This is a genomic window from Ruegeria sp. HU-ET01832 (genome assembly GCF_040371315.1).
GTDB lineage: Bacteria > Pseudomonadota > Alphaproteobacteria > Rhodobacterales > Rhodobacteraceae > Ruegeria > Ruegeria lacuscaerulensis_A.
Genome location: NZ_BAABWL010000002.1, coordinates 362,792 through 375,681, shown reverse-complemented (window position 1 = coordinate 375,681; position 12,890 = coordinate 362,792). Strand labels below are relative to the sequence as shown.

Genomic DNA, 12,890 nt, shown 5'->3' with positions numbered 1-12,890 from the left:
CTTTTCTGCTCGACAGGCTAATTCCACATTTGTACCATCGTCAATCATGAATGACACAAATGTATCATCAATCGTTCTCGACCGCCTTACGGAAGAATGGGACGCCCTGACACCCGAGGCGCAAAAGGCCGCACGCTACGTGTTGGAAAACCCAACAGATGTTGGGGTTTCGACCGTGCGCGAGATCGCCGAGGCCGCAAAAGTAAAGCCCAACACGTTTGTCCGCATGGCGCGGCAGGTGGGGTTCGAAGGGTACGAGGATTTCCGCGCCCCGTTCCGCGATGCGATTCGGCGCGGCACCGCGTCGTTTCCGGATCGCGCGCGCTGGTTGCAGGACATTGGCAAGTCTGGCGAATTGGGCGGGCTCTATGCTGACATGATTGGCGCCGCGATCCGAAATATCGAAGACACCTTCGCCGGGATCGATGCCGAGCGCCTGCAATCGGCGGCTGAAGATATATGGAATTGCCGCCAGATTTTCACGCTGGGCGTGGGCGTCAACAACTCGAACGCGCGCAATTTCACCTATCTGGCCTCGACGGGGATGAAGCAATTCCACGCCATCCCCCGTCCCGGATCAACTCCGGTAGACGATCTGGCCTGGGCTGATGAACAGGACGTGCTGATCGCCATCACCTGCCACCCCTACCGGACCGAGGTGATCGACGCGATCAAGCTGGCCCGGCAACAGGGCCTGACCGTCGTGGGTATCTCGGACAGCCCGGCCAGCCCGGTCATTCTGAACGCGCAGCACGGCTTTGTCGTGGCAGCCGATACACCGCAGTTCTTTCCCTCCTCCGTCTCGACCATCGCTCTGCTGGAAACGCTGCTGTCCTTTGTGGTGGCCGTCTCCAGCGACGAAATCGTCGAGCGGGTGGAGCGGTTTCATCAACGCAGACACCAACTTGGCCTCTACGCGGAGGAGCCCGAATGAACGCACCCCTGACCCATTCACTGGACGCGCGATACTATACCGACCCCGCGATTTTCGCGCAGGAGATGCAGGGGCTGCTGGCCCGAACCTGGCAATTCGCGGGCCACGTGGCGCAGGTGCGCGAACCGGGAGATTACTTCGCGTTCGAAATCGCAGGCCAGAACCTGTTCTGCATTCGGGGTCGCGACGGGGAAATCCGCACATTCTACAATGTGTGCCAACACCGCGCGCATGAGATGGTCAGTGGCGCGGGCAATACCCGCGTTGTCGTCTGCCCCTATCACTCTTGGACCTATGAACTGACGGGCCAATTGCGCGCCGGCCCGAATATCAAGTCGGTTCCCGGTTTCGACCGCAGCGCGATCTGCCTGACCTCGGTCCGGACCGAAGTTTTCAACGGTTTCATCTTCGTCAACCTCGACGATGATGCAGCCCCCATGGACGATTGGTATCCCGGCGTGCGCGAGGAAATCCGTGCGTTTGTGCCGCATATCGACGACCTGGAACCGCTGGAATGGGTGGAAATCCCGGAAAACTGCAACTGGAAGGTCAGTATCGAGAATTACTCGGAATGCTATCACTGCCCGACCAACCACCCGACTTTTGCCGAAGGCGTCGTCAAGCCCGAGACCTATGACATTCAGCCCGACGCCAGCGGCGGCCATGTCCTGCGTCATACGACCGAGTGTCAGAGCCTCGACAAGATGACCTACCCCATCGACATGTCCGTGCCTCACGCGGGCGACTACCAGTCGTGGTTCCTGTGGCCGATGTTCTCGTTCCAGTGCTATCCGGGTAACGTACTGAACACTTATCACTGGCGCGCGAATGACGCCGATCACTGCACCGTCTGGCGCGGCTGGTACACCGAGGGCGGATCGGAAAGCGCCGTCATCCGCCAACTGGCCGTGCAAGACCGCGAGACAACGGTCGAAGAGGATATCCGTCTGGTCGAATCCGTCCACCGCGGCCTGAAATCCCGCGGCTATCGCCCCGGACCGCTGGTGCTGGATCCCGGCTGTGGGGTTATGTCCGAACATTCAATCGCACGGTTGCAACAATGGATGCGCGACGCCATTGATGGCTGACCTGCTTAAAGGCTAGGAAAATAGGTCGAATTTTCTTGGCCCGACGCTTAGCGTACAAACAAAACTTCAGAGGTGAAAATGTCAGACCTGTTCAACGAAGACCTGTTTCTCAAAGGCCTGGAACAACGCAAAAACACTCTTGGCGCAGAATATGTCGAAAAGAACCTCGCGGCGGCTGACGACTTCACCCGCCCATTCCAAGAAGCAATGACAGCATGGTGCTGGGGCTTTGGGTGGGGTGATGATGTCATCGACGCCAAAACACGGTCGATGATGAACCTGTCGATGATCGGCGCCCTGGGCAAAATGCATGAGTGGGAAATTCACTGCAAAGGCGCGATCAACAACGGTGTTTCACCAGAAGAGATCCGCGCCATCATCCATGTCATCGGTATCTATTGCGGCGTTCCACAGGCTCTGGAATGCTTCCGCGTTGCCCGTAAAGTTTTGGGCTATTCCTGAACGACCCCATCCAGCGCCTGACACTTCGAAATTCAGCACCGTTCGCGCGTACTGGATGTGCCGAATTTTGGTTTGCCTTGCGCCAACTTTGAGCGCGCAGTGATTTGGGGCTTCGACAAAGCCCAAACCGCCACACTGCTGGGTTAAAGCAAAAAAAATCGCCCGGCCCTTTCGGAACCGAGCGGTAGAGGGAAAACGAAAAGGAGCACATCACGTGTGCTCCTTTTGCATGGTTACTGGATCAGCCGCAGCTTCTGGATGGAACCGGCAATCGACACGAACGAGTCGATGATCTCTTCGCCGGTAACCTCGTAGTAGTGCGAAGGCGACGAGGCGCATGCCTTAACCTCGGCCGCCGCCTGATCTGAAGTTTCAAACGCAACCGCATAGATGATCACGTTGTTCGCCTTGGCCAGCTCACACTGCTGTTTGAACAGCTGCAAGTTGGTAACCTGTGACGATGTAATGGTCGTGTCTTCGGACGGGCGCGAGACCAGCTCGGTCAGACCGTTTTCTTCTTCCATTTCATCAGCTGGGCGAACCTGCGGGCTGGTCCGGCCATCGGTCATGATGACGATGTATTTCGACGTGTCCTCATGATCCCAGTTTAGGGGACGGTTCGCGAATTCAGCCGGAACCTCACCCATTGTGCTGAGATAGGCAAAGGCATCGCGCGAGGACGGGTCCAGCAGAGCCAGCGCATATTTCAGGCTGTAATTGGTGCCAGTGCCGTCGAACAGACGCAGGTTGTCAATAAAGCTGTGCAGAGTGACCTCGTCGTTCTGAGCGTATTTGATGCTCATCTCGTCATCCGGGCACCAACCCCAGTTCTGCGTGGTCTCGTCATAGTCCCAATTCACGAAGTACGGCACCTGCTCGGTCGAACCGGATGGCAATTGCGACGTCATGAAATCGGAATATGAAAGTTCCAGACAGGACGATTCATTGTTCGGGATGGTCTGGTAGTATGAGTGGAAATCATTGAACTGCAATTCAGCATCGACATTGTTAAATTTAGTTTCGCTGGCTTCCATGTCACCCGTGACGCTGTAGTATTCGGTTGCTTGCTTACCACCCTTGATCGAAGCACCAACCAGTTCTGCGTCTTCGGTCAGGACAGAGTTCTCGATGGCGAAATCCTTGACGTAGTAATAGTAGGTGTCGACGTCGTCTTTGTCGAAACCATCCACGTCGTTGTCCGGAAAGCTGTCAATCTTTACAGAGTAATCCGGTGAACCGTCGCCGCTTGTGTCAAACCAGAAGACAACGTTGGAAATATCCTGCTTCCAGGTCGGGAAATACCCCTCTTCTGTGGTCGTGCCAAACCGTTCACCACCCAGGTATTCGAACATCGTCGACCCCGGGTTTGTTTGACCCGCGAAAGGAATGACATTGATCGAAGTCTGCTTGTCCGCCTTGGTACCCGTTGTGGGGTCTTCATTTCGGCTAAGACTTTTGGTGATGAACGCCTTGGCGGCAGCTTGCATCAAATCGACACGGTTGTTGCTGCCCATACTGCCCGAAATATCCAGCACCAATGAGATCTCGGTATGGGGCGCAGCTTCATTGGCCGCGGCTCCGATACCCAAAGGAATAGAGTCGATACCACTCAGGCGCATGAATTTTGTATCGTATTCTGCCCCGATCGCTGCGGCGACCGTCCGGTCCTGAAACGCCTCTTGAACAGCTACTGAGCTTTGGTACTCCGACAGCCCCTGCGCCGCCAGATGCGCATTAACCACTTCCTCTGGTGGCAGTGTCTGCTCGAGGTTGGCGGCAGCAAGCACCGCATTGTCAAGAACCCACTGTAGCTTAACGCGGTCGCGCTCATAGTTGGCGACATCAACTGCGATTCCCGTAGCGGCCAGCAACATGAGAAAGACGAAAAGCGCAAAAATCGTCAAAGCGCCATCTTCGCCAGTGGCGAAACGTCCCTTTTTAGAAGGACCACTTAAAATTGAGTTCAGTTGTCTTCGAGTCCGAATTCTGGGCATTTGAATCTCCGGGGCAACGTAAATTTTTTTCACCATTGCCTGAGAATTTGTCCCCAATTTGCCACAAATCGGGTGTTTAGATTACAATAAATGAATGTGAAATGAACTGAAAATTAACGAAGATTTCCTACAGAAAAAGGCTCTAATTAGTCGTTCAATAACAATTAGTTAAATAAATTCATACTGCGTTGAGAATCCCCCTGATCGGTTCATTTTCAATTAATACTCTGAAAAAATAGCTTGAAAATTGCGGTATTTGGGGCGGACTGGAACAATTGGAAAACTCCCGAAAACCAAAGCCTATTTGCCCACGCTGGGAACGGCTACGTCGATTCGGCGAATTAAAGTGGCGTTGTTCTCATTTTCGCAACAACTTTAACGGAAGTTGAATAATGTATTCGCACTTCATTCAATCAAGATTTGGCACAATTCGTATTAATTGAATCTGAACACCTTAGTCGCCCCGAGATTCTGCAAAGGGAATAACATGACAAAGTCTGCCATATTGATTGCAACACCGTGGTCTTCGGTGGAGCGATACACATTTAAGTCGGTCAGGTGCAGCAGCAGCCCTGCGGTGGCAATGCGGGGTCGTGAACGTTTTCCTCCGATCAACATTACGCTTGCGGGCATCGTCAGAGAAATGCGGTTTCAGGAAGAAAATAAACACGCCGCGCCCAAGTGATTTCGGACCAACATTCTGGTGCTGCTCGCCCCCAAAAAAGGGAAAAGCCCGCTCACAATAAGAGCGGGCTTTAATTCGCGCCTAGAGTGAGTACGGGTGCGCGATCCTTTTCGTCTTCAGTTCACATCCATTAGTCGATTACCGGGCCAGCCAATGTTTTGTAGGTGGATGATAAAGGCTGGCCCGGCTCTCGTTGCCTCCGTGAGATTCAGGGCAATGAGATCATGTCTTATTCGAGCCCGAGCATGGCTCGCACCGTCGCCTCCACTTCGTCGGTTACAGGTTTGTTCGCTGCATCTTCAAGCGCCTCACGCTCCAGGTCTGGCTGCTGTTCAACCTGCTCAGTTAGATCTTCAACTTCTGCAACCGCATCGTTGTAGTCGACAGCATCCTGCAACTCATCCGCAATTTCCTGCTCCTCGTTTATGGCTTCCGCAAGCTCTGCTTCTGCAATGCCCAACGCCTCTTCGATTGCTTCATCCTCACCACCGGCATCCGCCAGGTCTTGTTCCAGACCGTCGACAACCTCTTGTTTCTCGTCGACATTTTGCTGCGCTTCATCAAGCGCATCTTCGATCTCATCGGTTGTACGATCGGGCTGTTCCAGGCCCGCAAGCGTTTCGATCGCTTCTTCCAGATCCTCTTCGAGGGCAAAACCTGCCAGCACGGTATCACGATAGATTGCGATCCGGCCGACACGGGAATTCGGAGAGGCATTCAACAACGCTGTCGGGCTGGCATTGGCCGCATTCAAGGCACCAAGTTCAGAAGGATGGGCCTGAAGAAGCTCGGACGCTTTGACCTTTTTGCTCCGGCCCTGTGGCCGAACAGATGTTGTCACTTCGGTCACGGCATCTTTCTGCTGAGAGCCAGAGGATACGGAACGGCTGGACTTGGACGATTTCTTGGACGACTTATTGCCTTGGAAAAAATCCTTCAAAGAGAAGCCTTTTCCCCCAAGCGACTTACTTCCCGACCCCGCGGTTTTCTTACCGCTACGGTTGAGCCCCCCTTTGCCCTTTGCGCCATCATTTTTGCCTGCGCCTTGGCCGCCATTCCCTTTGCCGCTGTTACCTTTTTCTCCACCGTTACCGCCGCCATTGCCTTTACCGCCACCGTTGCCCCCGCCATTGCCTTGCCCCCCTTTGGCAAAGGCGGGTTCAGGCACCGCGACCGTCATAACAACAGCAGCAGAGCCAACTAAGGCCACGGCAACAGCAGAAGCTTTCAGGAGGTTTGTCGTCTTGATCTTCATGTGCATTTACTTTGGCCCTCGCGGATCGAAATATTCCGAACGACAGCCCCCACTTAGTCGCCAGAGGCAGAATCACCCCTTTGATTGCATTTGACATGATGCACACTGAACACACGAAAAACTGTTTGTTCATCACTAGTTCACATAGAATTAATTAATCTTTAGGGTGATCTACGCAAAGACAGTGACCGTGATGTTAAAGCTTGTAGCAGTAACGCTTTTTGCCACCCTTCTCATGGCTGGTGAGGGGTTTGCTGACGCGCGCGAACTTAAGCAGTCCGAGTTACGCCAGGCGACAAAGACTGGCAGTGCAATTCGGTTGAAAAGAGTTATTCGTGGCGTTGAAAAAGTGTTTGGCGGCACTCCTGTGGATGCACGCGCGTTCCAGACGGACAGGGTCTACTACCGGATTCTGGTCAAAAAACCCAACGGCAGCATTATAAGTGTTATTGTTGATGCCCAGACCGGCGTTGTCGTGTCGAATCGATCTAGTGTTGGTCGGCAAATACGAGAAGCGGCTCAGGCGAATACCGGCAAATCGGCCAATTCCAAAAGCCAAGCTGGAAACCGGGCCAACAGCGGAAACAACAATGCCGGTGGAAACGGCAAAGGCAACTCCGGTGGTAATGGTAATTCCGGCGGCAACGGCAACTCCGGCGGTGGAAACTCTGGTGGCGGCAACAGCGGCGGTGGCAACAGCGGCGGTGGCAACAGCGGCGGTGGTAACAGCGGCGGTGGTAACTCCGGTGGTGGTAACTCCGGCGGCGGCAACAGCGGCGGTGGTAACAGCGGCGGTGGTAACTCCGGTGGTGGTAACTCCGGCGGCGGCAACAGCGGTGGTGGTAACTCCGGCGGCAACGGTAACGGAAATGGCGGACGCGGAAGATAACCGATGAACATTTCGCCGAAGCATTGTAGTTTTCACCTATGAGAGTATTGCTTGCAGAGGATGAGCCGCATCTTTGCGCTCAGATCAAAAAACTTCTGAACGCCGAAGGCCGGGTTGTGGACGTAGCCCACAATGGGCTTGAGGCGCTTCATCTTGGATCAACTGAACCGTACGACGTGATCGTTTTGGACGTCGGTCTGCCGGAACGGGACGGTATCTCGGTTTTGCGGGAATGGCGCGCAAACGGCGTCAAGACCCCAGTGCTGATCCTTACTGCACGGGATGGCTGGAGCGAACGGGTCGACGGTCTGGATGCTGGCGCCGACGACTACATGACCAAACCCTTCCATATGCCCGAGCTGGCAGCCAGAGTGCGTGCGATCCTACGGCGACAAAGCGGACAGCTTAATCCCCTGATCGAGATGGGGGGTGTATCACTGGATACCAAAAACGGACGAGTAACAGCGAAAGACGTTCCGGTTGATCTGACTGCACAGGAAATTGCTGTGCTGACCTATCTGGCGCATAACCGCGGCCGTCTGATCTCGCGCACCGAGCTTTCCGAGCATATTTACGAATATGATGGTGATCGGGATTCGAACACGATCGCTGTCTTCATCACACGTCTTCGAAAAAAGCTGGGTCCCGAACTGATCAAAACCGTACGCGGGCGCGGCTATATGATCGACAGCGCCTGATGCTGTCACTAAGGGAACGAGCCCTGCTGGGCGGCGTTGCCACGGGTGCCATCTCGGTTGCGGTGGGCACTTTGGCAGTTCTATCCTACATCAACTCAAGGGTCTCGGATCAATTTGACTCCAATCTGCGTGACCGCCACACGCAGCTCGTTGTCGGGCTAAGTGTCACGACAGACAACCCGGATGCATTGCAGGATCTGATGTTCGATCCGGCCTATGGCACACCTTATTCAGGGCGGTATTGGCAGGTGACCAACGGAAGCGATGAGGTTTTCACCTCGGCTTCTCTGTTCGATGAAACCATCGCGGAACCTGTCGTTGCCACGGCGTCCGCAACCTTCTGGAACACAACCGGCCCTGAAGGTGAAGCTCTGCGCAGTATCTATCAGGAAATCTCGTACGAGGACGGAACCGTATGGGGCGTCAGTGTAGCCGAGAGTCGCGACGAGCTCATTGCCGAGCGCCGGGCCGCGCAGCGCAGCCTGCTGCCGGTGTTTACTCTGGTGGGCCTGATAGGGGTCGCCGGATCTTTGCTTTTGATGTCTGCGATCATGGGCCCTCTTCGCAAACTTCGCACGGATGTTGCGCATCGCTGGGACACGGATGAGGGGCTCAAGCCTGACGACTATCCTGATGAGGTGTCGCCATTGGTCGACGACCTCAACAAACTTTCAAGGCGTAATCGGGATATTGTATCAGGGTCGCGTCGACAAACTGCCGACCTCGCGCATGCGCTCAAGACGCCGACAGCGATCCTTCGCAATGAATTGAGCAGCCTTGCTGAACATGGCGCCACGATCGACACCGCGCAGGAAGCACTGGACAGGATAGACGCTCAACTCAGTCGTTCATTGGCACGAATGAGGGCTATGAACACAGCCGAACTTAGCCATTCGCGCGCAGATCTGTCCAATTCGGTGGACCGGTTGTCGCGCCTGTTTTCTCGCATGGCCGAACGTGACGGCAAAGAGCTCGAAGTCATCCGACAAAAAAACCTTTGGGTACGGATGGATCCCCAGGACATCGAGGAAGTCTTGGGTAATTTGATGGACAACGCTGTCAAATGGTGTCGTCAAACTGTGCGTGTTTCGGCGATGGCCAAAAGGAACAGTATTGAAATTCATATCGAAGACGACGGACCGGGTATCCCCGAGGATGACCGGCGCGAAGCTCTTCGATCAGGCGGGCGACTAGACACCTCTGTCGCTGGAACAGGACTAGGTTTGGCGATTGCGGTCGATTTGCTCAATGCATACGGAGCCAAGCTGGATCTGGGCAGATCAAAGGTGCTGGGCGGGTTGGAATGTCGTGTTGTGATCAACTCGATCCACAAGAAACCATCAAAATAGGCGGAAGAGCACACAAATTCTGTGTTGATGGCGGAGACGAAGGCAGTATAACTAATCCATTAAAGCATTATTAAATATAAACAATATTTAATGTTTTTTTGGAACCACCACCAAATGTACCACACCGATCCTAATGTCAGGCGGAGCTTAAACCGAGGTTCAAGCAAAGCAGATGATCCGCTTGCTGTCTCATTGAAGCCACTCATGCAGAGCTCAACGTATGCCGCCGATGAGCTCAAAACGGCTATCGCCGCGATAGCCAAGTGCAGTAGATTCTAGAAAAAGCAGATTGCGCAAAGTCCACTTACGAGACGAAGCAGATTAGAAAGCTTGCGTTGAACAACGACCACATCGAAGCATTACAACCCGCCTATAGAAGGCGACTCAATCCTCACTCCGCCACAAGTGCAACAATATCATTGCAGGGCTCAGAATGGTCGTGATTGGCCGAATTTACTTTGTTGAATGTTCCTCGATACACCAAAGCGAAAACGGGTGGAGTGAAGTAAAACGATACAACGGTTGACAACAGAACGCCTCCGGCGATTGCCACGGCGAATGGTGGCCAAAATGCACCTCCGCCCAATATCAGAGGCAGGAAGCCGCCAAATGTTGTGACCGTAGTCGAGACAATGTGACGGCTGGAACCAATAACGACGCGAGCCATGGCCGCCTGATCGCCCTGGCTGGCCTGCTGGTCTTGTTGCAACCCGGTCAAGATAATGATTGCAGCGTTGATCGAAACCCCGATTGAACCAATGACCCCAATTATCGCGTTTATTCCAAATGGGAATTGCATAACTGCCAGCGACAACATTGAAAGGCCTGCGGACAGAACGCAAACGACCAAGGTCACAAGTGTCAGGCGAAACGAGTTATAGGTTAGCACGATGGTCGCGACGGAAAGTGTTACGATCAAACCCACGGACGCGAGCAGATTACCCACGGTATTGGATCGAGCATCACTGTCGCCGCCTAAAGTCATCTTGTAGCCTTGCGGCAGATCAAACTCCGACGCGTCAAGCGCCGCTAATATGTCCTGCAATGCTTCTTCAGGCAAAACACCGGGCACTATAAACGCCTGTATAGTGTTCTCGCGCGTGCCATCCGTTCGGGTTATGACGCTTTCGGCCGGTTCGATCACTGGCCGGGCTAGTTCTGACAACGGTACACCGGGAAAAACTCCGATCGCAGATATTTCAGCAGCGTTCGGCAAAAGGATCGGCATACTGACAATTGCGCTAAGATCTGAACGTACCTCGTCGCCTAAGCGAACGCGTACTGGCAGTTGTTCTGTCCCTTCGATCAGTGATCCGCCGGTAATGCCCACAAGCGCCGAGTCCATCTGGCCAGCTATATCCGCTACATCCAGCCCCAGCAGACGGGCTTTGACTTCATCAATCTCGAACCGAATTTGGGGATTGCCTCCGTTCACACTCGCACGCGCCTGGGTCACCAAATCGAGATTTGCCATGACCGAACGCACTTCGTCGCCCAGATCGCGCAAAACCGTGATGTCCTGTCCCTGAATTTTGACTTCAACCGGTGCGGCGACTGGGGGGCCCTGTACAAGATTGCGAACGATGATCTGAGCGTCAGGAAAGTCGACATCTAGACGGTTCTGCAACGCTCCAACAAGGCGGGCAGCGTCGTCGGCCGTGTCGGTCGTGATCATGGCTTGTGCAAACCCAGGCTCGCGAGAACGGTTACCAACGATGTTGTAGTAGAATGCCGGGCCAGACTCACCCACAGTCCAGTAAACACTCTTGACGCCGTCATCGACCAGTAGGATTTCGTCAATCTGTCGCGCGGTTGCTTCGGTGGTGGCGATTGAAGTTCCACCTGGCATGTCGACCTCGATATAGAACTGGTTTCGGTCGACGCCCGGAAAGAACTGCGCAGTCAGGGTTGGAAAGGCCGCAAAGCCAAGCACGGGCAAGACCAATGCCAACGCGATGGATCGCACCGGATTAGCAACGGACAATCGAATTGACGCCTCAAACAAGCGGGTAAGCGGGGGGATACTGATACCACGGCTCAGCATTCCTGCGTCAGGGCGATCGGATAGTAACCAGCCGGCAACGGCTGGAGTGACTGTCAACGCCACAACCAAGGACCAGACAAGCATAAGCACGACGGCTATAGCGATAGCACCGACAAAGTCGCCAGCGGGCCCCGGAAGCAAGATCATCGGCGTGAAGGCAAGCGCCGTTGTCACAGTCGACGCCAGCAACGGCGTAGCCAACCGGCGAACAGCATCTCGCACGGCCGCAAGCCGTTCCATCCCATCCTGCAGACGGCGCCGAATTTCATCGGTCATTACGATCGCTGCGTCAACCAGCAGACCGAGTGCAACAATCAGACCCGTTACGGACATCTGATGAATTGGCAATCCAATCATGTTCATTGTTGCCAAAGTTGCCAATGAGACAACCGGCAACACCAAAGCGACAATCGCTGCTGCCCGCACCCCCAAGGTAATGAACAAAACAGCCACGACCAGAGCCACGCCAATAGCCATGTTGATCCCAACCTCTGACAAACGATCCGTCGTGTACTGGCTTTGATCAAACAGCAGTATTTCCTTCATGCCCAAAGGTACTGATGCGGTCCCGGCCTCAAGCTCATCCCGAAGAAAACCGGTCCAGCGGTCGATCTGTACGCCATCCTGCGCCAGTACCCCGACTAGAACGGACGGATTGCCGTTGGCAAACGCGATTGAAGACTGCGGTTCGCGCGCGCCACGGTCCACGCTGGCAATATCTCCGAGCTGCACAACGGCACCTTCCGCGTTTTCACGCAGGACGATGCTCCTAATACGGTCCAGAGTTTCAATTTCACCGCTGATGCCTATGGTCAGGTCGACATCGGACTGCAACCGCCCAGACTGAACCTTTCCATCTGCTTCGGCGATTCTCTGCGAAATTTCTGCGGCGCCAAGCCCAAGCGCAGCGGCCTTGTCCATATCGACACTTACGAGCACCTCTTCTTCCGGCTGACCGAAATAGTCCACTGCCCGCGTAGCAGGTATCGCGCGCAATCTGTCACCCAGCGCTTCGGCATGACGCGAAAGCAAAGTTATCGGAAAGTCAGGCTCTTCGGCCGCGACCGCAATAACAGCAGAATAGGCAGAAATACCCTCGGCATCGAATTCCGGCTGCCCCACTCCACTCGGAAACTTTTGTCGAGCGTCTTCAACCGCATCCCGAGCCTCGGCCCAAACCTGCTCAATCGTGGCCTCGTCCAGCGTCTCGAGCAATTCCACCGAAACAACCGAAACGCCCGAGCGGGATACAGAACTGATTTCATCCACCTCGGCAATTTTCCGAAGCTCTTCTTCGATTTCTGCAGTAACCAACGCTTCGACCCGTTCAGGGTCTGCACCCGGGAACTGCGTCGTAACAGTAGCGAAGAGGTTGGTAATCGTTGGGTCTTCCTGCCGCCCCAGTGATAGGAACGAAGACAGGCCTGCAGATACAAGCACCAAAATTATGAGGGCGACGAGCCGGGGATGGCGAAAGGTAAGGGTTTCCATC

The 12,890-nt window shown here is 54.5% G+C and carries 9 protein-coding genes; 6 read left to right on the top strand and 3 right to left on the bottom strand.

The features are described from left to right. Positions 1 to 46: 46 nt before the first annotated feature. The 3 genes from ABWV79_RS07035 (at position 47) to ABWV79_RS07025 (ending at position 2,484) form a co-directional block, all read left to right on the top strand. Positions 47 to 934: a MurR/RpiR family transcriptional regulator gene (locus ABWV79_RS07035; protein WP_353391114.1), complete on the top strand. Its 888-nt coding sequence runs from the start codon at positions 47 to 49 to the stop codon at positions 932 to 934. Further along, positions 931 to 2,022, top strand: coding sequence for an aromatic ring-hydroxylating oxygenase subunit alpha (locus ABWV79_RS07030; RefSeq protein WP_353391113.1), 1,092 nt, complete (start codon positions 931 to 933; stop codon positions 2,020 to 2,022). The genes ABWV79_RS07035 and ABWV79_RS07030 overlap by 4 nt, the downstream gene beginning before the upstream one ends. 78 nt (positions 2,023 to 2,100) lie before the next feature. After that, positions 2,101 to 2,484 carry a carboxymuconolactone decarboxylase family protein gene (locus ABWV79_RS07025; RefSeq protein ID WP_170353640.1) on the top strand — a complete coding sequence of 128 codons (384 nt, stop codon included), beginning with the start codon at positions 2,101 to 2,103 and terminating at the stop codon, positions 2,482 to 2,484. A 233-nt stretch (positions 2,485 to 2,717) separates the two neighbouring features. On the opposite strand, the gene ABWV79_RS07020 is transcribed toward ABWV79_RS07025, so the two are convergent. Further along, positions 2,718 to 4,388 carry a pilus assembly protein TadG-related protein gene (locus ABWV79_RS07020; RefSeq protein WP_170527277.1) on the bottom strand — a complete coding sequence of 557 codons (1,671 nt, stop codon included), beginning with the start codon at positions 4,386 to 4,388 and terminating at the stop codon, positions 2,718 to 2,720. A 1,004-nt stretch (positions 4,389 to 5,392) separates the two neighbouring features. Further along, complete coding sequence (locus tag ABWV79_RS07015; protein ID WP_353391112.1) at positions 5,393 to 6,418, bottom strand: hypothetical protein; 1,026 nt, start codon at positions 6,416 to 6,418, stop codon at positions 5,393 to 5,395. A gap of 193 nt (positions 6,419 to 6,611) precedes the next feature. Between ABWV79_RS07015 and ABWV79_RS07010 the strand changes: the two genes are divergently transcribed. The 3 genes from ABWV79_RS07010 to ABWV79_RS07000 are packed head-to-tail and all read left to right on the top strand — an operon-like array spanning position 6,612 to position 9,354. Next, entirely contained in the window at positions 6,612 to 7,307 is a 696-nt protein-coding gene (locus ABWV79_RS07010; RefSeq protein ID WP_353391111.1) for a PepSY domain-containing protein, read from the top strand. Between the two features lie 38 nt (positions 7,308 to 7,345). After that, positions 7,346 to 8,005: a response regulator transcription factor gene (locus tag ABWV79_RS07005; RefSeq protein WP_170353643.1), complete on the top strand. Its 660-nt coding sequence runs from the start codon at positions 7,346 to 7,348 to the stop codon at positions 8,003 to 8,005. After that, positions 8,005 to 9,354 (top strand): sensor histidine kinase, encoded by a 1,350-nt coding sequence (locus ABWV79_RS07000; protein ID WP_353391110.1) that lies wholly within the window; start codon positions 8,005 to 8,007, stop codon positions 9,352 to 9,354. Before ABWV79_RS07005 ends, ABWV79_RS07000 begins: the two co-directional genes overlap by 1 nt. A 391-nt stretch (positions 9,355 to 9,745) precedes the next feature. On the opposite strand, the gene ABWV79_RS06995 is transcribed toward ABWV79_RS07000, so the two are convergent. Then, positions 9,746 to 12,889, bottom strand: coding sequence for an efflux RND transporter permease subunit (locus ABWV79_RS06995; protein ID WP_353391109.1), 3,144 nt, complete (start codon positions 12,887 to 12,889; stop codon positions 9,746 to 9,748). Between the last annotated feature and the right edge of the window lies 1 nt (position 12,890).

Bases quoted from the DNA above. Each gene is read 5' to 3' on its own strand.
- ABWV79_RS07035 (WP_353391114.1), top strand. From the start codon at position 47: ATGAATGACACAAATGTATCATCAATCGTTCTCGACCGCCTTACGGAA.
- ABWV79_RS07030 (WP_353391113.1), top strand. From the start codon at position 931: ATGAACGCACCCCTGACCCATTCACTGGACGCGCGATACTATACCGAC.
- ABWV79_RS07025 (WP_170353640.1), top strand. From the start codon at position 2,101: ATGTCAGACCTGTTCAACGAAGACCTGTTTCTCAAAGGCCTGGAACAA.
- ABWV79_RS07015 (WP_353391112.1), bottom strand. From the start codon at position 6,418: ATGAAGATCAAGACGACAAACCTCCTGAAAGCTTCTGCTGTTGCCGTG.
- ABWV79_RS07010 (WP_353391111.1), top strand. From the start codon at position 6,612: ATGTTAAAGCTTGTAGCAGTAACGCTTTTTGCCACCCTTCTCATGGCT.
- ABWV79_RS07005 (WP_170353643.1), top strand. From the start codon at position 7,346: ATGAGAGTATTGCTTGCAGAGGATGAGCCGCATCTTTGCGCTCAGATC.
- ABWV79_RS07000 (WP_353391110.1), top strand. From the start codon at position 8,005: ATGCTGTCACTAAGGGAACGAGCCCTGCTGGGCGGCGTTGCCACGGGT.
- ABWV79_RS06995 (WP_353391109.1), bottom strand. From the start codon at position 12,889: ATGGAAACCCTTACCTTTCGCCATCCCCGGCTCGTCGCCCTCATAATT.